Genomic DNA, 20,660 nt, shown 5'->3' with positions numbered 1-20,660 from the left:
AACCCAGTGATGCCGAAAGGCATTAACTGTGTTCGCTGTTTTATTTATATTGGATGCGCTTGGCCGAAATTAAAAATGTATTGCGCGCCCTTCCCGCTTAGCGAGAAAAAGACATTATCACCGGAGTGCGGAGAATAAAGTGAAACGCAAAGACACTCTTAACAACGGTGTAAGAGCGAGGGGGAGGGTTATCTGTAGTTGAAGAATGCGAAGCTAAAGCAGCTGCGATGAGCCATCATCATAATATGGGTTGTACGCCTGATGTGCGCCATTTTTCGGTTATTGTTTTCCATTTTCTAATCCACCTTGCTGAGTGAAAAGATGGCGCTATTTTAGCGCAAGATGCACTAAAAATTGTGATGAGAATCACATAAATGCCGGTTTTGATAAATAACTATTCACCGGTTATGCAATGTGTTGCATAAGTATCATCCAGGCGCAGAGGTTGGCATGTAAATGAATTGCTAATGTTCGCGGGCCTTGAGCGCTTAATTTTGATGCCACCCGAGAAGGAATAAAAAAAGCGGTCAAATAACCGGCTGCATAACGATCAAATAAATCCGCATTGTGTTATTTATGTTATAAACCCGCCTGATGCTGAAATGAGTAAAAATACAGATATTGTGATTTTATATTCGCATGGGATTTTTGGTGATTATCGTTATTTGTGACTCGCTTCAACAACGCAGGGTAAGATGAAGTGTGAGTGAACCGGGAGGCGAGTAACCTTGAATACCCCAGAACAACGGCAGCAGATTGCGGATTTTATCGGTAAACAACACGTCTTGACGTTGTGCGCCGGCGACGGCCTCGACATGTGGTGCGCCAACTGTTTTTACGTGTTCGACGCCGCGACGATGGCGCTGTGGCTGATGACCGAACCGCACACCCGCCACGGCGGGCTGATGCTGAACAACGGCCGGGTGGTCGGCACCATCGCGCCGAAGCCGAAAAGCATCGCGCTGATCCGCGGCGTGCAGTACCGCGCCGAGGCGGTGCTGCTGAGCGGCGAAGAGGCCGAGGCGGCGCGCGCGCGTTACTGCAAGCGCTTCCCGATCGCCAGGGCGATGAAGGCCTCGGTTTGGCGGCTGGATCTGCACGAGGTGAAGATGACCGACAACACCCTCGGCTTCGGCAAGAAGCTGCACTGGGCGCGGTCTATACTTTAAGTCGACGTATTGATTACAACGGGAGATCGCATGGCGCGAGCACTGTTAGTCGGCGCAACCGGGCTGGTGGGGTGCGAGTTGCTGCAGCGGTTGCAAAGCGATCCGCAGATAACGGCCATCGTGGCACCGACGCGCACGCCGCTGCCGCCGCACGGCAAGCTGACCAATCCGGTCGGCGATGCGCTGTTCGAGCTGCTGAGCGGCCTGCAGCAGCCGGTCGATCTGGTGTTCTGCTGCCTGGGCACCACCCGCCGGGCGGCGGGCAGCGCCGATGCCTTCCGCTACGTCGATTACCAACTGGTGGTGGAGAGCGCGCTGACCGGCCGCCGGTTGGGGGCGCAGCACTGTCTGGTGGTGAGCGCGTTGGGTGCCAATGCGCATTCCACCTTCCTGTATAACCGCACCAAAGGCGAGATGGAGCAGGCGCTGCGCGAACAATACTGGCCGCGCCTGACGCTGGTGCGGCCTTCCATGCTGGTGGGGGATCGCCCTGCGCCGCGCCTGATGGAGCGCCTCACGCTGCCGCTGTTCAGGCTGCTGCCCGGCAAATGGCGGGCGGTCGCCGCCAAAGACGTGGCGCAGACGCTGTTGCAGCAGGCGTTCACGCCGGGCGAAGGGGTCAGGGTGCTGGAGTCGGACCGGCTGCACTGCTACCGAGGCTGACGCTGAGGTGATCGAACGCCAGCTCCAGCCCGGCGGGTAGTTCGTGGTCCAGCAGCCACAGATCGAGATGATGGCTGATGTGCGTCAGCAGCGTGCGTTTGGGCTGCAGCAACCGCTGCGTCTCCTGCGCGCGGGTCAGATCGTTGTGGTTGCGCGGCGCCTGCGGCTGAGGCGGCAGGCTGCAGTCGAGCACCAGCAGATCCAGCGCCACGTTCTGCAGATAGTCGGCGGTGGCCGGCGGCAGGCCGACGGTGTCGGTCAGGTAGGCCAGCGCAGCGCCCGCCGCCTGGATCAGATAGCCGTGGGTCAGTTTGGAGTGTTGCAGCGGCAGCGGGGTGATGCGCATGCCGCCCAGTTCGACGGTGGCGAAGGGCGCCAGCGGCGGCTGAAACGCCAAAATGCCGGGGTGTTTGAACAGGTCGTCGCAGCCCTGTTCATCCGGCGGGCCATATACCGGAATGGAATTTCCGCACCCCCAACGCAAAGGAAATAACCCCTGAACGTGATCCATGTGGTAATGTGTCAGTAAAAAACGTTGAATTTGCCCCGCCGAAAATCGCCGCTCCAAAGCCGGTAATCCCGCATCCAATAAGGTCGTTTCCCCCTGATAGTTGAGCATGGCGCTGCACGCTCGCCGCCGAAATGCCGGCTCGCGCCGCGCCCGTTGGCAGATAGGGCAGTCGCAGCCGAACACCGGCACCTGCTGCGCGCCGCCGGTGCCGAGAAAGGTCAGTTGCATCGCTCCCCTCCGTTAAAGGTATTTCTGCGCAAAGCGGTTGATGTCGCGAAAATCCGCCAGCCGCGCCTGCAGCGTGGCGTGATCCCAGTGCCACCACTGGCTGCGTTCGATGCGTTCTATCAGCGCGTCGTCAAAGCGCATGCCGATCTTTTTGGCCGCCACGCCGGCGACGATGCTGTAGGGCTCCACGTCTTTGGTGACCACCGCCGCGCTGCCGATCACCGCGCCGTTGCCGACGCTGACGCCCGGCATCAGGATGGCGTTATGGCCGATCCACACGTCGTGGCCGACGGTGACGTGGTGCTCGCGCCGCCAGTCGAAGAACGCCGCGTCGTCTTCCCCCAGCCCGTATTCGGAAGCGCGGTAGGTGAAGTGGTGCTGCGCGATGCGCTGGTAGGTCGGGTGGTTGCCGGGATTGATGCGCGCATAGGAGGCGATGGAGACGAACTTGCCGATAGTGGCGTAAAAGATCTGGTTGTGCCCGGCGGTGTAGGAGTAGTCCCCCATCTCCACCTCTTCCAGGATCGCATCGTCGGCTAGGTGCACATACTGGCCGAGCCGGGTGCGGTTAAGGGTCACGTTGTCGCCGATTTTCGGCTGGGCGAAGTCGTTCATGGCGTCGCGTCCTGAGTTTGTCGGGTAGAGGTCGGCAGCAGCGCCAGCAGCGCCGCCAGGGTGTCGTCGAGTGGGCCGTCGTTGTGCAGCACCCGGCAGCCGGCGGGCAGGCTCTGCTGATATTCCGCCGCCCGCGCCAGCCGCTGCTCGATCTGTTCGGCGCTTTCCCGCCCGCGATCCTGCAGGCGCCGGCGCAGGATCGCGGCGCTGACCTGCAGGCACACCGGCAGCAGCTGCGCCCCGTAGCGCTGCTGTGCCTGCGGCAGGTGGGCGCGCGAACCGTTGACCGCCACGTCGATCCCCTGCAGCAGCCAAAGATCCACTTCGATCCCGAACGCGTAGCGCTGCTGGTGGGCCTGCCAGTCGAGCGCGAACAGCCCCTTGGCGCGGCGGCGCAGAAATTCGGGTTCGCTCAGCGCGATGTGATTCTCGCAGCCGGCGTCCGCCGGCCGGGTGATGTAGCGGTGCGCCACCAGCGGCGCGCGGTCGGCGTCGGCCCGCAGCGCGGCCAGCAGGCTGTCCTTGCCTGCGCCGGAAGGCCCCATCAGATAGATGAGCCGCGCCATCAGAACACCTGCCTGCCCTGACGCCACACGTTCTGCACATAAACGTGCTCGCCGTGCGGCCGTGCCAGCACCAGATCCGCCCGTAATCCTTCGGCGATGGTGCCACGATCCTGCAGATCCAGCGCCCGCGCCGGGTTGCGGGTGATCATACGCACCGCCTGGGGCAGATCGTAGGCGTTGCGCTCGTCCGCTGCGAGGCGAAACGCCGCGTCCAGCAGGCTGGCCGGGTAATAATCGGAAGAGAGAATATCCAGCACCCCCAGCGCCGCCAGGTGGTGCGCCGCCACGTTGCCGGAGTGGGAACCGCCGCGCACGATGTTTGGCGCGCCCATCAGCACCTGCAGGCCCTGCTGGTGCGAGGCGCGGGCGGCCGCCTCGGTGGTGGGGAACTCGGCGATGGCGCTGCCCAGCGCGCAGGATTCGGCCACGTGCGCGGCGGTGGCGTCGTCATGGCTGGCCAGCGAGATGCGGCGCGCGCGGCAGTGGGCGGCGATCGCCTCGCGGTTCGGCGCGGCCCAGCGGGCGGACAGGGCGACCTGCTGCTCCTCGTACTCGCTCATCTGCTGGTCGTTGAGGTGGTATTTGCCCTGATAATATTCGCGATACTTTTCGCGCGAGGCGAACTGGCGCTGGCCCGGCGAATGGTCCATCAGCGACACCAGCGACACGCCCGGCTTGTCCATCAGCTGTTCGAACAGCGGCAGGGTGCTCTCGTGCGGCAGCTCGCAGCGCAGGTGCAGCCGATGCTCGGCGCGGTTCACCCCGGCGCGCTGGCTGTGGATCACCGCGTCGATCATCTTCTGCAGGTTTTCCAGCCGGTGGCCGCCGTCGCGCACGTCGCCGATCGCCACCGCGTCCAGCACCGTGGTGATACCGTTGGCCACCATCAGCGCATCGTGGCTGCTCATCGCCGAATGGGCCGGCCAGTCGACGTTCGGGCGCGGGGTGAAGAACTTGTCCAGGTTGTCGGTATGCAGCTCGATCAGCCCCGGCAGCAGCCAGCCGCCGTCGCCGTCCAGCGCCTGCGGCAGCCGGCTCGGGCCGTCGGCGAAGCTGCGGATCACGCCGTCCTGCATCTCCAGCGAGCCTTGCACCACCTGGTCATCCAGCACCAGCTTAACGTTATTGACGATCATCAGAGGGCCTCCAGCGCCTGTGGCGCCTGCATGTCATAAAGCCGGTCGGCGACCTGTCGGCGGACGCCTTCATCGTGAAAAATGCCGACGATCGCCGCGCCGCGCGCCTTGGCGCGTTCGATAAGCTGCACCACCGCCGCGCTGTTGCGGCTGTCGAGCGAGGCGGTCGGTTCATCCAGCAACAGGATCGGGTAATCGACGATAAAGCCGCGCGCGATGTTCACCCGCTGCTGCTCGCCGCCGGAGAAGGTGGACGGCGCCAGCGGCCACAGGCGCTGCGGCACGTTGAGCGCAGCGAGCAGCGCTTCGGCGCGTTCGCGGCACTCGGCGCGCTCGACGCCCTGTTCCAGCAGCGGCTGCATCACCACCTCCAGCGCGCTGATGCGTGGGATCACCCGCAGGAACTGGCTGACCCAGCCCAGCGTATGGCGGCGCACGGCCAGAATTTGGCGCGCGTCGGCGCTGACCATGTCCAGCCAGTCGCCCTGGTGGTTGATCCAGATATGGCCGCTGTCCGGCAGGTAGTTGGCGTACAGCGAGCGCAGCAGGGTGGATTTGCCGCTGCCGGAGTGGCCGTGCAGCACCACGCATTCGCCGCCGTGGACCGTCAGGTTGGCGTCGTGCAGCACCGGCAGGCGGGTGCCGTACTGCTGATGCAGCACAAAGGTTTTACTGAGATGTTCAACTCGGATTTGCATAGTCATCTGTTATCGCCTTGGGTTACGACAGCACCGAAGAAACCAGCAGCTGGGTGTAGGGGTGGTGAGGATCGTCCAGCACCCGGTCGGTCAGGCCGCTCTCCACCACTTCGCCCTGTTTCATCACCAGCAGGCGGTGGGCCAGCAGCCGCGCCACGCCGAGATCGTGAGTGACGATCACCGCCGCCAGCTGCATCTCCACCACCAGATTGCGCAGCAGATCGAGCAGGCGCGCCTGCACCGACACGTCCAGCCCGCCGGTCGGTTCATCCATAAACACCAGCCTGGGGTGGGTGACCAGATTGCGGGCGATCTGCAGCCGCTGCTGCATGCCGCCGGAGAAGGTGGTCGGCAGATCGTCGAGGCGCGACAGTGGGATCTCGACGTCTTCCAGCCACTGGCCGGCCTGGCGGCGAATGTCGCCATAGTGGCGTTGGCCGATGGCCATCAGCCGCTCGCCGATGTTGCCGCCGGCGGAGACCTGCGGCCGCAGCCCGTCGAGCGGGTGCTGGTGCACCACGCCCCAGTCGGTGCGCAGCAGGCGGCGGCGATCGCTCTCCGCCATGGCGTACAGGTCGTGCTCCTGGTCCGCCTGCGGGCGGTAAAGGATCTGCCCGCGCTGCGGCGCCAGCCGCGCCGAGATTGACTTCAGCAGCGTGGTTTTGCCGGAGCCGGATTCGCCGACGATGCCCAGCACTTCACCGGGGTAGATGTCGAACGACACGTCGCTGAAGCCCTTGCCGGGGGCGTACAGGTGGGTGAGCTGGTTCACCGACAGCAGCGGAGTGGTGCTCAAAGGGGTGGAAGTCATCAGTGCTGCGCCTCTTGCGAAGATTGCGCCAGCTGCTGCCGGCAGTAGTCGGTGTCCGAACAGACGAACATGCGGTTGCCCCGATCGTCGAGCACCACCTCGTCCAGGTAGCTGTGGCGCGAGCCGCACAGCGCGCAGGGTTCGTCCCACTGCTGCACGCTGAACGGATGGTCGTCGAAGTCCAGGCTCTCCACCTTGGTGAATGGCGGCAGGGCGTAGATGCGTTTCTCGCGCCCGGCGCCGAACAGCTGCAGCGCCGGCATCATGTGCATTTTCGGGTTGTCGAATTTCGGGATCGGCGACGGATCCATCACGTAGCGATCGTTGACCTTCACCGGGTAGGCGTAGGTGGTGGCGATATGGCCGTAGCGCGCGATGTCTTCATACAGCTTCACCTGCATCACGCCGTACTCCTCCAGCGCGTGCATCTTGCGGGTCTCGGTTTCGCGCGGTTCGATAAAGCGCAGCGGCTCCGGGATCGGCACCTGATAGATCAGGATCTGGTCTTCGCGCAGCGCCGTTTCCGGAATGCGGTGACGGGTCTGGATCAGCGTGGCCTCCGGCGTGCGTTCGGTGGTTTCCACCCCGGCGACGCGCTGGAAGAAGCGGCGGATCGACACCGCGTTGGTGGTGTCGTCGGCCCCTTGGTCTATCACCTTCAGCACGTCGGCGCGGCCGATGACGCTGGCGGTGAGCTGAATGCCGCCGGTGCCCCAGCCGTAGGGCATCGGCATCTCGCGGCCGCCGAACGGCACCTGATAGCCGGGGATCGCCACCGCCTTCAGGATGGCGCGGCGGATCATGCGCTTGGTCTGTTCGTCCAGATAACCGAGGTTATAGCCGGTCAATACTTCACTCATCGCGGGCCTCCTGACGCTCGCTGTATTCCTGTCGCAGCCGCTTGAGCAGCTCCAGTTCGGCCTGGAAGTCGACGTAGTGCGGCAGCTTGAGATGGGAGACGAAGCCGGCGGCCTCGACGTTGTCGGCGTGGGCCAGCACGAACTCTTCGTCCTGCGCCGGGCCGGCGACGCCTTCGCCGTAGTCGGGGCTCTGCAATGCGCGGTCTACCAGCGCCATCGCCATCGCCTTGCGTTCGGCGCGGCCGAACACCAGCCCGTAACCGCGGGTGAAGTGCGGCGGGTGGTCTTTTGGATCGACGAAGCCGTTGACCATTTCGCACTCGGTCAGCAGGATTTCGCCGATATCGATGGCGAAACCGAGCTCTTCAGGCACGATCTCCACCGAAACGTGGCCGGTGCGGATCTCGCCGGCGAACGGGTGGTTGCGGCCGTAGCCGCGCTGGGTGGCGTAGCCGAGCGCCAGCAGAAAACCTTCGTCGCCGCGCACCAGCTGCTGCAGGCGCGCCGAGCGCGAGCAGGGGTAGGCCGGCGGGTTGCGGGTGATGTCGTCCGGCGCGCTGCCGTCGTCCTGTTCCTCCCGCGCCAGCTGCTGGCGACACAACAGATCGAACACGTGGCTGCAGTTGTCCGGCAGCGGTTCGTCGGCCTGCGGCGCACGCGGCGCTTCGCCTTCCGCCAGCAGCGCGAAGTCCAGCAGCCGGTGGGTGTAGTCGTAGGTCGGCCCCAGCACCTGCCCGCCGGGCAAGTCCTTGTAAACCGCCGAGATGCGCCGCTCCAGCCGCATGTTTTCGCTGGCCAGCGGCTCGCTGACCGCCAGGCGCGGCAGGGTGGTGCGATAGGCGCGCAGCAGGAAAATCGCCTCCACCAGATCGCCGCTGGCCTGTTTGATGGCCAGCGCCGCCAGCTCGCGATCGTAGATGCCGCCTTCGGTCATCACCCGATCCACCGCCAGCCCCAGCTGCTGTTCGATTTGTTCCGCGCCGATCGCCGGCAGCGCCTCGTCGCCGCGCCGCAGCTGTTCCTGCAGCTGATGGGCGGCCTCAATGGCTTTTTCGCCCCCTTTTACCGCTACGTACATCAGCACACCTCCACGCGGGTGGTCCGCGGGATCGCCAGCAGGCGATCGCCGCAGGTCAGCAAAATATCCAGCCCCAGCGGGAAGCGCTGTGGGCGGTTGACCAGGTAATCCAGCAGCGTCGGCGGCAGGCGCGGCGCGATCAGGCGTTGGCTCTCGATGCCGGGGCCGGTCAGGCGCAGCGCGGCGCCGTTCTCCAGCTCGCCGAGCTGCACGATGACCGTAGCGCCGCATTCCGGCGAGATTTCAGTGCCGTGCGGCAACGCCTGCAGATCGGCGGCCTGAACGTGCTCATCGAACAGGGCAAAGCAGACCTCCTGCGCCGTGGCGGCCAGCGGCGCGCCGCTGTGAAAACGAATGTTTGTTAGCACTTGCTCACTTTTAAGCGCCGCACACAGCTGCAGCGGCGTTTCCTGATCGGCCAGCGTCAGCAGCGCGGCGGTGCTGGCGGCGTTCAGCGGCGCCCAGGCCGGGCCGGCCGGCAGCGTCACCCGATGGCCCGGTTCGCTTAAGGCTTTAAGAATCAAACGGAAAGCGTGCTGCGATTGGTCTATCGGTTGCTCAAAACCGGTCAATAAACTCATGGCTTAATCCCCTCGCACCAGCGTAAAGAAGTCCACCCGGCTGGCGGCGATCGCCCGGGCGCGCAGCTGGCGCTGTTCGTGCTGCAGCGCGGCCAGCGGCGCGATCAGCTGTTGTTGCAGGTGTTCGCCGTGTTCCGGCTGTTGCAGCAGCGCATCGGCCAGCGCGCACAGCTCGGCGTGCGCCTTGTCGCGCCCGGCGATATAGCTGTAGCCGTAGCCGCCGTTGTCCAGCTGCACCACCGCGCGGGTGACCGTCATGTCCCCCAGCACGAAGCGGCGGCCGGTGGCGCCCATGCGCCCCTGCAGCTGGGCCAGGCCGATCTCCGGCGCGCGGATGCTGCGGTAACCCGGGCTGAGGTTCAGCGCCAGCCAGTGGCTGCGCAGCTGCTCGGGCCGGCTGTGCGCCAGCACCGACATCCAGCGTTGTCTCGACTCTAAGGCGTGCATTCAGTGCTCCATCGTCAGTTCAATCATGTCGGCGCGGGCCAGGCTGACGGAGTATTCCGCCACGTCTTCGCCGCCGCTGCGGACGTTAAGGGTGCGCACGCACAGCAGCGGCGCGTGGGTGGCGATCTCCAGCAGCCGGCTCTCTTTGGCCTGCGCGCGGCGCGCGCTGATGCGCGTCTGGCGGCGGGTCAGCGGCTGCTGCAGGTGCTGTTCGATAAACTGGTGCAGCGAACCGCTGTGGAACTGCTGCAGCGCCGGCCACCAGTCCAGATCGGGCAGATAGTGGTCGATCACGCTCATCGGCACGCCGTTGACCCGGCGCAGGGTGCGCAGGTGGATCACCATTTCGCCTTCTTCACGCGAGAGCGCGCTGGCGACATGCCCATTGCACGGGCGCAAGACAGCGAGTAAGCGCTCACTGGTGGGGTGGCTGCCCTGCTCGAACAGGTTCTGGCTGAAGCGGGTGTTGGCGTGCAGCGGGTAGTCATAAGGCCGCATCAGCACCAGAATGCCGACGCCGTGGCGGCGCTGCAGCCAGCCGCGCTCCACCAGCTGATCCACCGCGCGGCGCAGGGTGTGGCGATTGACCTGATAGCGCTCGGCCAACTGCTGTTCAGAAGGCAGGTAGTCGCCGCAGCGGTACTGCGTGCGCAGCTCCTGTTCCAGCTGCGCGGCGATCTGCTGATAGCGGGTGGGGTAAGTGGTCGGATGTCTAGATAACTCCATCATAATAAAAACCTCGTCATGCCGATGGCGGTGCGATGAAGGCGGAAGCGGTGCGTTTCATCGGGCGTCTACCCTGTGGTTTTCAAGTTGGCATCATGGTGACGGGCGCAGATGACAATCGCGTTACGCCTCGGTGGCGAACAGATGAACTATTTAGGACAGCCCAGGCGTGCACGAGCGGCGGCGGCGCGCTATGCTGGCGCCACTGTTGACTGACTCTGGCCGCTACCATGCCGCAACCTCTGAACGCCCCTGAACACGCCCCACGCGCCTGGCCGCTGTGGAAACCGATCCTGTTTCTGCTGGTGGTGGCCGTTGGCCTCTACTACGTCAAATGGCAGCCTTACTACGGCAAGGCCTTCGTGGCGGCGGACAGCCACTCGATCGGCAAATCGATCCTGGCCGACGGCGCCGCGAGCCCCTGGCTGGCGGCCTGGCAGTACGCGCTGGTCTACTTCACCGCGGTGTGGAAGGCGGCGCTGCTCGGGGTGCTGTTAGGTTCGCTGGTGCAGGTGCTGATCCCGCGCGATTGGCTGGCGCGCACGCTCGGCCACCGGCGTTTTTCCGGCACCGTGCTGGGGGCGCTGATCGCGCTGCCGGGCATGATGTGCACCTGCTGCGCCGCGCCGGTCGCCGCCGGCATGCGCCGCCAGTCGGTGTCCAGCGGTGCCGCGCTGGCCTTTTGGCTCGCCAACCCGGTATTGAACCCGGCGACGCTGGTGTTTATGGGGTTTGTGCTCGGTTGGCCGTTCGCCGCCATCCGCCTGGTGGCGGGCGTGGTGATGGTGCTGGGCATCGCTTGGCTGGTGCAGCGCGTGACCGCCAACGATCCGCAGCCCGCCGCGCCGCAGCCGCCGGTGATGATGATGGCGCAGAACGACGAGCAGCCGTTCCTCGCCCGCTGGGGCAAAGCGCTGTGGGCGCTGTTTTGGTCGACCATCCCGATCTACGTGCTGGCGGTGCTGGCGCTGGGCGCGGCGCGGGTCTGGCTGTTCCCGCACGCCGACGGCGCCGTCGACAATAGCCTGCTGTGGATCATCGGCCTGGCGATCGTCGGCTGCCTGTTTGTTATCCCTACCGCGGCGGAGATCCCGATCGTGCAGACCATGATGCTGGCGGGCATGGGCGCCGGCCCCGCGCTGGCGCTGCTGATGACCCTACCGGCGGTCAGCCTGCCTTCGCTGCTGATGCTCAACAAGGCCTTCTCCGCCCGGGCGCTGTGCCTGACGGCGGCGCTGGTGGCGCTGTGCGGCGTGCTGACCGGCGTGGTGGGGATGGGGTTGGTGTAACTGATGAGTGGCCCGATGCTGTCTCAAGGGAGGAGATGGAAATGGAACCGCGGAATAAACCCGAAATGCACGTAGAGGCGATGTTCCTGGATCAAGCGCTGCGTGAAAGGGTGGATGCCGCCCTTGAACGTTTGAGAAACGGCACCGCGGTTTATATAAGCCATTCGGAGGTAGAAAAACGAATGGCTACATTTAAGGCGAAAATCCGGGAACGTTATCGGTGGGGATGTTTAGGAGTGGTTTAGGGCTGGGCTGACGGTCTCTACGGGGAGTAGGTCACAGGTCGTCAGTTTTGAGCGACATGCAGTCCATGTAACGGAGCCAGCGTCATCCCGGATCCTATCAATGTTTGAATGGTATCAGCACTCGACGTCCTAGCAGCCAGTTCTGCTCACTATGAGTCTGTCATGTAAACCAAAACGTGACATCATAGCAACCATGGTGGGTTAGATGGTTTACTGTATCGGCTGAAAGTCTATGATAAATTTGGAGTAAAACCTGCCATACAGATTTGGTAGAACAAAAATAGATACTCAGGAACCTATATAATGCTAACCAGGCAAGTCAGGCAAATCTATCCTCTGCAGGAAAAAGATACCCAAACTGTGGTATTTAGTGATTATTTTCACTTTCCGAATATTGTACTGCTTGGTGATCCTGGTGCTGGAAAAACGCACCTCTTCAAACAGTTTGCGGCATTGCAAGAGGCAAAATATCTGACAGTACGTCACTTCTTAAGTGGCGTACCTATTGATAATCAGAAAACGTTGTTCATCGATGCATTAGATGAGAAGAGGAGTGCCAGTAACAGTAGTGACGTTGTAGATGACATCGTCCGTAGGCTTTTTTCCCAAACGCCACAAAATGTCAGAATTTCTTGTCGCTCTCAAGATTGGTTAGGCGAATCAGACTTGTCAGCATTTTTACCCTATTTTGAGCAGACGGGAGGCTATGTTGTTTTACATTTGCAGTCACTCTCAAAAGAAGAGCAAACTGCAATTCTACAAGCTAATGGTGTAGAACACCCCGAAGCGTTTCTGGCTGAAGCAGAAAAACATGATGCCAGCGAATTTCTTTACAACCCACAAAATCTGCTAATGCTGGCTGAAGCCGTTAAAGAAGGAAACTGGCCCCGAACAAGGTCTGAACTTTTCCACTCTGCGACACAGTTCCTTTTAACTGAACATAGCCAAGAGCATACGCGGCTAACTTCAGGAATTTATACCTGCGACGAATTAGAGTATCCTGCTGGATCAATTTGCGCGTTGCGCATATTGAGTGATGTTTCCGGGGTTTCTCTACTTCCGAACGATATCCGACCAGAATACCCCAGTTACAGAACCATCTCGTTCTTCTCACATGAAATAATTAGAGCGGCGTTATCGAGGCGGGTTTTTTCTGCCGGAGATGAGCTTGAAACTGTTGAGTACAGCCACAGGACAATTGCTGAGTATTTAGCGGCAAAATGGTTAGCCGGGATCGTTGACAAAGGGCTACCCATGGGGCGTTTGAGAAGTATGCTGGGATTTGAGGGGTATCCGTCTTCAGAATTGAGAGGTTTACACGCATGGCTAGCGGTCTTTTTACCGCAATACGCCCAGGTATTCATTGAAGCCGATCCTTATGGCGTTCTGACCTATGGCGATGCAGCTTCATTACCGATAGCGGAAAAACAAAATCTACTTGTGGCGCTGTCAAAACTTTCAGAACGTGATCCCTGGTTTAGAAATCACGGTCTCAATTCATATCTGAATGGCTTTGCGACAGTAGAAATGGAAACTCTGTTACGACAGATAATCCGCGATCCTCATTCGTCATTTTCTCTGCGCATGATCGTTTTGGAATCCTTATCGGTAACAACACCGATAGTCGCATTGAGTGATGACTTAATCAATATTGTCAAATCAGAGGATTCCTCGTATGCGGAAAAAGAAGAAGCAATAACAGCATTAATCCATTTTGGAGTACCTGGCCAGAAATTTTCGGTGCGTTTATTTGCGGAGTTAAAAGACAAAAATCACGATAGCATCCGGTTGCGTAACCATATCATTCAGTTGCTTTATAAAGATTACTTTACACCGCAGGATATAGCACAACTGCTGGTTGATACATTAAACATAACCAGTGAGCGATTGCCGATAGGCGCATTATGGCGACTGAATGATATTGTACCGACAGCTGATCTGCTCGCTATATTTGAGTGTCTTGAACAGTACCATAACGATCACAGTAAAGATTGGGATTCCTCACCTAAGAATCAATATGAAATTGTGCATTTTCTCGAAGCTGGCTTATTGCACATACTGAGCAAGGATAGTAATTATAGTGCGGATCAGATATGGTTGTGCCTAAAAACGTTCTATAGCTACTCCCGTTATCACCACTATCGCAGTTATGATGATTTGCAGAAATCTATCGTTCATGAGATAAAAATCGTAGCTGGCAATATGAAGATATTATAGATGCCGCCATTCTCTCATTTACACGCCATGATACTCGATACTTGTTCTTACATGAATTTACTGAAAGCACCTTTCATCTTGTCCCTGATGAGCTTTTGCTGGCTCGTTTTATCCACTATTTATCCCATGCTGAGGCTGGTTCAGATAAAACTGAATGTATTTATCGACTGACATTTGCGGTCCTTTACCGATGTGCCAAGCCATCCCAAGAAGCGTTTGAGTTTCTTTCCGCGTACTGCCATTTAAATGTAAAGTTGACGACTGTGTTTGAGACCTCCATCGTCTGCGAGATTGACGATTGGCGAGTAAAACATAATATTAGACAAATAGCGTATGAGAAAGAACGAAACGCGGCGCGTTATGAAGATAGGCACAGTTTCGAGTTATGTCGTCAGGAAATTGTGTCGGGCCAACATTTGGGGTGGCTCAAACATATTTCCTATATTTACTATTCGAAATACAGCTATGTTGATGACAAATTGACGCCAGTGCAGCGCTGTGAAGACATATTAGGTGCCGAAAACGTCATTGATGCGATATCCGGTCTTTTAGCGATTTTAAATCGTTCAGATCTGCCCACTATTGACGAGTTGAATTGTGCTTTGCTGAAGAGGGAGTATTACGGATGGTGGTATGCAGTACTGGCAGGAAGCGATGAGTTATTTAAAAAACATCCTGATGTTACACAATGGAACGAAGGTTTATTAACAACGCTATTGACTCTGGATGTTATATTAGCACTTTTCACCAAAGACAATAATGTTGTAAGTGATTATTCATTACCGTGGAAAAGGGATGTGATACTTAACAAAACAGCATTTTTCATCAAAACCTATTACCACATTATCAATTTCTGCATTAGTAATCAGTTGCAACATATCCGTGCACTTAACTATCTGTTAAATGATACCTGCATTCCAATCGACTATACCGTTCCTTTAGTTATGAGACTCGCTAAAGAGCACCCTGATGATGTTCTCCACTTACAAAACCTGGTGGAGTGGTTGTTAGCGCATCCTGAGAGTCATGCAGAGTTATTGCAGTTATCTGAGTTGATGGTAGCGCAACCCTCAAAACTCAAAAATCCAAGTTATCAAATTTGGCTGGTATGTACTTATTTATTCGTTCCAAACCAGTGTCAGGATTTATTTTTATCTGAATCAAAATCCGCGCCGGAAATGATAGCGCTCCTTCGTCAACTATCAGGTAAGGCGAAAAGAGGCCGTGGCAGTAGTGAGCAGCGTTTATCACTAACACAATTGGAAGCGATCATCACTGTCTCTGCTACTCATTTTCCTAATGCAGATCGCGTTGCAAGAAACGACTCTAACTCAGCAAACAATTGGGAGTATGCTGATTTTATCAAAAGATTGATTGATGACGTTTCTTCTTTTTCCTCATACGATGCCGGTGAAGTATTTGAACGTTTATTATTACTGCCAGAATGTACAAGTTACCGGGATTATCTCTTGCACGCCCAAAGCAACCAGAAGGTGCGGTATCGGGAATCACAGTTTCAACACACTAACTGGAAGCAAGCGTTGAATACGCTTAAAAATCAGACCCCAGCGAATGTAATGGATCTCTATGAGTTATTGTTAGATCATTTGCGGGATATCGCTAACCGAATTACTTATGAAAATACCGATATTTATAAACAGTTCTGGAATGAGAATGGCAATGGTCAAATTTTAGTGCCTAAGCCTGAAGAGAGCTGTCGGAATTTTTTCCTGGAGCTGCTTAGAGCACGACTCCATCCGTTACAAATAATCTGTGAGCCAGAAGGCCACATGGTTTCGAGTAAAAGGGCTGATATCATCATTTCACTTCCAGGAATAAAGATCCCCATTGAGATAAAGCGTGATTATCACCGGGACGTCTGGAGAGCACTTAACGAGCAACTTGACCAACTTTATACTACCAATCCCGATGCCGCAGGCTACGGCATCTATCTTGTGTTCTGGTTTGGTGCTTCTCGACCAAACGCTATCCCTCGCCCGGAGAAAGACACACCACCCCCAGTAAACGCCACGACAATGGAGGACATTCTTAATGAAGCTGTGCCAATGGTTAAGCGAAACCGCCTGTCTGCGATAGTAATTGACGTATCAGGTGAGGCTAATTCGACTATTGAAACGCAAAAATCATCTATGTAAGGAAAGTGGATCATGATTACAAAAGAACTTGTAGATGAAAGTCTCAATATTCACCGACTGGTTGATTGTGGTGATTTTGACCTGGCATACCAGCAATCCGTTGTATTCCTGGAAAAACTGGGGAAAATAACGGTCAAAGGTGAAAATTATTTTATTGTGCTGGGGAATGTGGCTGGCAGTCTTGTTGATATTGGGCAAATGAGCAACCATAAAAATGCAGCAGAGCTTGGTTTTAAGCTGATGGATGATAACAAGGAAGCATTAGCACATGTACAAGGAGAGAGCCATTTTTATTATAATTATGGTAATGCCTTGTCTAATAAGATAAGTGTCGATAATCCTCACGACCACACATTCCAGTCAATAGAAGAACTTGTTTCGTTAAAAAACATCTACTGGCGAGCCTTTAGATTCTCCTCACAAGAGAGCGAAGAGTTTCAGGCGGAACTGTCCGTTAATCTGGCCAATTCGCTAAGAAGCCAATTTAGGCTGAGTGAGGCACTGAGATATTATGATCTCACTAATCGCAAGGGATTAGATATACCACAGTCTTGGGTCAATCGTTCTGCCGCGCTCATTGAGCTAAACCTTGTTTCATCTTCATACTCCATTAAGCAACTGAAGGAGATACGAAAAGGTTATATTAATGCATCTGTTTCCAAAAAAATTCCTCCACAATGGGAATCATTTTATCTTGGTCGTATAGCACAAATGAACGATAAAATAGAAAAATGTGTATCAGCAGACGGCGAAACGGACGAGCATGATGACATGCTCACGCAACAGGAGTTTGGCGCATTAAGTGCATATAGGCAATTCTGCCTAATAAATTATCTGACGCTGTCCGAGCACGGTCTTTATTGCCCCTGCGTGGGGAGTGCCACCGATGATCTTGTCATCTCTTCTTCTGGTGTAACCGGTGATTTTATTATTCCAATGGAGATGGCATTAAACCGCTTTAAATCGGAGTTTTCACTTGCCCGCCATCTCTATTTTGATTACCTTTATCCTCAGGATACGGATGCTATCAAAGAAGAATGCCATTTTCTGGAGTTACATAATGACGAGATCTTAGGAATTGATATTGAGAAGATCAGAACGGCATTTCGTCTCTGCTTTGGTATTCTCGATAAGATTGCGTTATGTATCTGTGAACTTCACAAAGTTTATCCACCTGCAAAGAAGGGTGGGTTACAGAAAAATATCTATTTTCAAAGCTTCTGGCAGTTAGACGTTGATAACAGAAGACAACGGTTTGAAGATATAAAGTCACCTGGACTTTTAGCATTGTACAGCATTGCTACTGACCTGAATAAAAATAAAGGTGGCGAATTGGCTTTTTATAAAGAGTGGCGAAATGGTCTAGAGCATAAATTTTTGGTGGTACATAAAAGTGATAAAGCAGAAGATCTTTATCAGTCTTATAAATTGATTAAAGATATTCTTTTTATCAAAGAGGATGAGTTTATTCACCATTTCGGTCAGTTGATTCAGATTACCCGTTCAGCAATATTTTCATTTGCTTTTATGGTTAGACATGAAGGTAAGAAACAAAAAAAAGAGAATGTTCCTTATATTACCAATGAACTGCATATGAGAAAGTATTCGTCAGAGCCTAAGTAAAAGGCAGCAAGCGAAGCGCTATGTAAACACCCCTGCAAAACTACCCATCCACTATTAGAGAGTCTTTGGCACTCCAGCTTCCGCTTTTGGCACAAAGCCGCCTATCAGATCAGGTTTAGCTCTGTGCCGTAGCCGTATCATGCCGACTTTGGATTAACACATGTCGACACACGTACCGTTAACTCATCGCAACCTATGCACCACCTGGTTGCTGCTGCCGCGCCAGATCAGCGCCGGGTCTTTCAAATCCTGCACGAACTTGCCGTCGATCAGCACGTTGATCCTGTCCACCACCTGCATTTGCTGCGTGTCCAGCTCCGCCAGCCGGTAGCCGGTCCACAGCCAGATATCCTTGCCGGGGCACTCGGCGCGCACCCGTTTCACCAGCTTTAAGATGCTCGGCACGTTGGCCGGATGCAGCGGATCGCCGCCGGAGAGCGACAGCCCCTGGCGCGGCACGCGCGTATCGTTCAGATCGGCGATGATGCGGTCTTCCAGCGCCGGGGTAAACGGCTGGCCGGAGTTGAGCCGCCAGGTGCTTTTGTTGTAGCAACCGGGGCACTGGTGCACGCAGCCGGCGACAAACAGCGTGCAGCGGGTGCCGGGGCCGTTGACCACGTCGATCGGGTAGTACTGGTGATAATTCATGTGAGGCCTGCCCATCAGGCTATTTTACTGGCCATTTTGCCTCCGGGCAGTGCTCCCAATCCTCACGTACTGCGTGTACGCTGCGGTTGGTGCGCGCTGGCCGAAGGCAAACTGGTTGCGACAATCACGCCTGATGAACAGGCTTCTGCCTAGGTTGCACGGCGTTTTTCAGCCGAGCTGCCCGTTGTCGAGGTGTTTCACCCGGCGTTTTACCTCTTCCTGCTTGCCGGCGTTGAACGGCCGGGCATCGGGGCTACCGAGATAGCCGCACACCCGGCGGGTGACCGAGACCTTGGCCGAGTCGTGGTTGCCGCATTTCGGGCAGGTGAAGCCTTTGCTGGTGCAGGAGAATTCACCGGTGAAGCCGCATTCGTAGCACTCGTCGATCGGCGTGTTGGTGCCGTAGTAAGGCACCCGGGTGTAGCTGTAGTCCCATACGTCTTCCAGCGCCTTCAGGTTGTGTTGCAGGTTCGGGTATTCGCCGTAGCAGATGAAGCCGCCGCTGGCCAACGGCGGGTAGGGCGCTTCGAAGTCCAGCTTGTCGTAGGGATTGACCTTCTTCTCCACGTCGAGGTGGAAGCTGTTGGTGTAATAGCCCTTGTCGGTGACGCCCGGCACCACGCCGAAATCGGCGGTGTCCAGCCGGCAGAAGCGATCGCACAGGTTTTCGCTCGGCGTACTGTAGAGGCTGAAGCCGTAGCCGGTCTCGTCTTTCCAGGCGTCGACGGCGGCGCGCAGCCGCGCGACGATCGCCACCGCTTTGGCGCGCAGCGCTTCGTCGTCATACACGTGGTTTTCGCCGCCGAACAGCGCGTTGATGGTCTCGTGCAGGCCGATGTAGCCCAGCGAAATTGAAGCGCGGCCATTCTTGAAGATATCGGCGATATTGTCATCGGCCTTGAGCCGCACGCCGCAGGCGCCTTCCATGTACAAGATTGGCGCCACCCGCGCCTTGATGCCTTCCAGCCGGGCGATGCGCGTCATCAGCGCCTTTTTCGCCAGCTGCAGGCGCTGATCCAGCAGCGTCCAGAAGCGCGACTCATCGCCCATCGCCTCCAGCGCGATGCGCGGCAGGTTGAGGCTGATGACGCCGATGTTGTTGCGACCGTCGTGCACCAGTTCGCCGTCCTGCTCGTAGGTGCCGAGGAAGCTGCGGCAGCCCATCGGCGTTTTGAACGAGCCGGTGACCTTCACCACCTGATCGTAGTTGAGGATGTCCGGGTACATGCGCTTGCTGGCGCACTCCAGCGCCAGCTGCTTGATGTCGTAGTTCGGATCGCCGTACTGGTGGTTGAGGCCGTCGCGGATGGCGAACACCAGTTTGGGGAACACGGCGGTCTTGCGGTTTTTACCCAGCCCGGCGATGCGGTTTTTCAATATCGAGCGCTGGATCAGGCGCGACTCCCAGCTGGTGCCGAGGCCGAAACCGAAGGTGACGAACGGCGTCTGGCCGTTGGCGGTGTGCAGGGTGTTGACCTCGTACTCCAGCGACTGGAAGGCGTCGTAACACTCTTTCTCGGTGCGCGCCATGGCATAGCCTTTGGCGTCCGGGATCTGCCATTCTTCCGCCACCTGCAGGTGTTTGCGGAAGCTCTCGTCGACGAACGGTGCCAGAATTTCATCGATGCGGTTGATGGTGGTGCCGCCATAGATATGGCTGGCGACCTGAGCGATGATCTGCGCGGTCACGGCGGTGGCGGTGGAGATCGACTTCGGCGGCTCGATTTCGGCGTTGCCCATCTTGAAGCCGTTGGTCAGCATGCCTTTCAGATCGATCAGCATGCAGTTGAACATCGGGAAGAACGGCGAGTAGTCGAGATCGTGGTAGTGAATTTCGCCGCGTTCATGGGCCAGCACCACGTCGCGCGGCAGGATGTGCTGCTTGGCGTAGTGTTTGGCGACGATGCCCGCCAGCAGGTCGCGCTGGGTGGGGATCACCTTGCTGTCCTTATTGGCGTTTTCGTTCAGCAGCGCGCGGTTGCTCTGCTCGACCAGGCCGCGAATCTCCTGGTTCAGGCGGCCGCGCAGCTCGCGCGCCACGTCGCGATCGTGGCGGTATTCGATATAGGCTCGCGCCAGCTGCTTGTATTCGCCGGCCATCAGCTGGTTTTCCACCGCCTGCTGGATCTCGTGGATATCGACGCGCGGCTGTTGCTCCATGCGCTGAGCGACCACGCGGGCGACGGTGGCGCAGTAGTCGGCGTCGACCACGCCCACCGCCAGCGCGGCGCGCTCGATGGCCTGCGCAATGCGCGCTTCGTCAAAAGGTACCTGGCAACCGTCCCGCTTAATCACTACTGGTTTCACGTTGTACTCCTTGTTCCCCGAGGGAGCGTTGATACCCGCCTGGCGTGGCGAGCAACCGTCAAATTTCGCTTATCCACAGGGCAAAG

Annotated in this window: 20 protein-coding genes; 6 read left to right on the top strand and 14 right to left on the bottom strand. The window is 57.5% G+C overall.

Features of this window, described 5'->3' with window-relative positions; translation table 11 throughout:
- Positions 1-188: 188 nt before the first annotated feature.
- On the bottom strand, positions 189-293 hold the full coding sequence (speFL, locus tag ACMGF7_RS05595) for a leader peptide SpeFL (protein ID WP_004933443.1): 105 nt from the start codon (positions 291-293) through the stop codon (positions 189-191).
- Between the two features lie 435 nt (positions 294-728).
- Here speFL and ACMGF7_RS05590 point away from each other — a divergent pair, with 435 nt between their 5' ends.
- A complete protein-coding gene (locus tag ACMGF7_RS05590; protein ID WP_015376428.1) occupies positions 729-1,169 on the top strand; it encodes a YhbP family protein in 441 nt (146 codons plus the stop codon).
- Positions 1,170-1,199: 30 nt separating this feature from the next.
- Complete coding sequence (locus ACMGF7_RS05585) at positions 1,200-1,832, top strand: NAD(P)H-binding protein (RefSeq protein WP_164095760.1); 633 nt, start codon at positions 1,200-1,202, stop codon at positions 1,830-1,832.
- On the opposite strand, the gene phnP is transcribed toward ACMGF7_RS05585, so the two are convergent.
- The 11 genes from phnP to phnF are packed head-to-tail and all read right to left on the bottom strand — an operon-like array spanning position 1,789 to position 10,092.
- Positions 1,789-2,571: a phosphonate metabolism protein PhnP gene (gene phnP, locus ACMGF7_RS05580; protein ID WP_164095761.1), complete on the bottom strand. Its 783-nt coding sequence runs from the start codon at positions 2,569-2,571 to the stop codon at positions 1,789-1,791. The two genes, ACMGF7_RS05585 and phnP, sit on opposite strands and share 44 nt — an antisense overlap.
- 12 nt (positions 2,572-2,583) lie before the next feature.
- Complete coding sequence (locus ACMGF7_RS05575) at positions 2,584-3,186, bottom strand: DapH/DapD/GlmU-related protein (protein WP_015376431.1); 603 nt, start codon at positions 3,184-3,186, stop codon at positions 2,584-2,586.
- A complete protein-coding gene (phnN, locus tag ACMGF7_RS05570) occupies positions 3,183-3,752 on the bottom strand; it encodes a ribose 1,5-bisphosphokinase (protein WP_033631639.1) in 570 nt (189 codons plus the stop codon). The genes ACMGF7_RS05575 and phnN overlap by 4 nt, the downstream gene beginning before the upstream one ends.
- The gene (phnM, locus tag ACMGF7_RS05565; RefSeq protein WP_004933428.1) at positions 3,752-4,888 is read right to left on the bottom strand and encodes an alpha-D-ribose 1-methylphosphonate 5-triphosphate diphosphatase; all 1,137 of its coding nucleotides are present in this window, start codon (positions 4,886-4,888) and stop codon (positions 3,752-3,754) included. Before phnM ends, phnN begins: the two co-directional genes overlap by 1 nt.
- On the bottom strand, positions 4,888-5,592 hold the full coding sequence (phnL, locus tag ACMGF7_RS05560) for a phosphonate C-P lyase system protein PhnL (RefSeq protein WP_019453319.1): 705 nt from the start codon (positions 5,590-5,592) through the stop codon (positions 4,888-4,890). Before phnL ends, phnM begins: the two co-directional genes overlap by 1 nt.
- Positions 5,593-5,608: 16 nt before the next feature.
- A complete protein-coding gene (phnK, locus tag ACMGF7_RS05555; RefSeq protein ID WP_197763691.1) occupies positions 5,609-6,397 on the bottom strand; it encodes a phosphonate C-P lyase system protein PhnK in 789 nt (262 codons plus the stop codon).
- Entirely contained in the window at positions 6,397-7,257 is an 861-nt protein-coding gene (locus tag ACMGF7_RS05550) for an alpha-D-ribose 1-methylphosphonate 5-phosphate C-P-lyase PhnJ (RefSeq protein WP_004933420.1), read from the bottom strand. Before ACMGF7_RS05550 ends, phnK begins: the two co-directional genes overlap by 1 nt.
- Entirely contained in the window at positions 7,250-8,335 is a 1,086-nt protein-coding gene (locus tag ACMGF7_RS05545; protein WP_197763692.1) for a carbon-phosphorus lyase complex subunit PhnI, read from the bottom strand. Before ACMGF7_RS05545 ends, ACMGF7_RS05550 begins: the two co-directional genes overlap by 8 nt.
- Complete coding sequence (phnH, locus tag ACMGF7_RS05540; RefSeq protein ID WP_197798747.1) at positions 8,335-8,916, bottom strand: phosphonate C-P lyase system protein PhnH; 582 nt, start codon at positions 8,914-8,916, stop codon at positions 8,335-8,337. Before phnH ends, ACMGF7_RS05545 begins: the two co-directional genes overlap by 1 nt.
- A 3-nt stretch (positions 8,917-8,919) precedes the next feature.
- Positions 8,920-9,363 (bottom strand): phosphonate C-P lyase system protein PhnG, encoded by a 444-nt coding sequence (gene phnG, locus ACMGF7_RS05535; protein ID WP_406889379.1) that lies wholly within the window; start codon positions 9,361-9,363, stop codon positions 8,920-8,922.
- Positions 9,364-10,092, bottom strand: a complete 729-nt coding sequence (gene phnF / locus ACMGF7_RS05530) for a phosphonate metabolism transcriptional regulator PhnF (RefSeq protein ID WP_015376439.1) — start codon at positions 10,090-10,092, stop codon at positions 9,364-9,366.
- A gap of 227 nt (positions 10,093-10,319) precedes the next feature.
- Between phnF and ACMGF7_RS05525 the strand changes: the two genes are divergently transcribed.
- The 4 genes from ACMGF7_RS05525 to ACMGF7_RS05510 all read left to right on the top strand — a co-directional run bounded on the left by ACMGF7_RS05525 (position 10,320) and on the right by ACMGF7_RS05510 (position 17,619).
- Positions 10,320-11,378 (top strand): permease, encoded by a 1,059-nt coding sequence (locus tag ACMGF7_RS05525; protein ID WP_420286387.1) that lies wholly within the window; start codon positions 10,320-10,322, stop codon positions 11,376-11,378.
- Positions 11,379-11,926: 548 nt separating this feature from the next.
- Positions 11,927-13,840, top strand: a complete 1,914-nt coding sequence (locus ACMGF7_RS05520) for an NACHT domain-containing protein (protein WP_420286386.1) — start codon at positions 11,927-11,929, stop codon at positions 13,838-13,840.
- A gap of 41 nt (positions 13,841-13,881) precedes the next feature.
- A complete protein-coding gene (locus tag ACMGF7_RS05515) occupies positions 13,882-15,996 on the top strand; it encodes a hypothetical protein (RefSeq protein ID WP_420286385.1) in 2,115 nt (704 codons plus the stop codon).
- A 12-nt stretch (positions 15,997-16,008) separates the two neighbouring features.
- On the top strand, positions 16,009-17,619 hold the full coding sequence (locus ACMGF7_RS05510; RefSeq protein WP_021504225.1) for an LA2681 family HEPN domain-containing protein: 1,611 nt from the start codon (positions 16,009-16,011) through the stop codon (positions 17,617-17,619).
- Between the two features lie 183 nt (positions 17,620-17,802).
- Here the strand turns inward: ACMGF7_RS05510 and nrdG are convergent, their stop codons facing one another.
- Both nrdG and nrdD read right to left on the bottom strand, forming a co-directional pair.
- Entirely contained in the window at positions 17,803-18,267 is a 465-nt protein-coding gene (gene nrdG / locus ACMGF7_RS05505) for an anaerobic ribonucleoside-triphosphate reductase-activating protein (RefSeq protein WP_075685167.1), read from the bottom strand.
- 168 nt (positions 18,268-18,435) lie between these two features.
- Entirely contained in the window at positions 18,436-20,574 is a 2,139-nt protein-coding gene (nrdD, locus tag ACMGF7_RS05500; protein ID WP_075685165.1) for an anaerobic ribonucleoside-triphosphate reductase, read from the bottom strand.
- Positions 20,575-20,660 lie beyond the last annotated feature (86 nt).

Origin of the sequence: Serratia sp. BNK-17 (genome assembly GCF_048684935.1) — a bacterium.
Lineage (GTDB): Bacteria > Pseudomonadota > Gammaproteobacteria > Enterobacterales > Enterobacteriaceae > Serratia > Serratia nematodiphila.
This window is presented reverse-complemented; position numbering and strand designations above follow the sequence as displayed.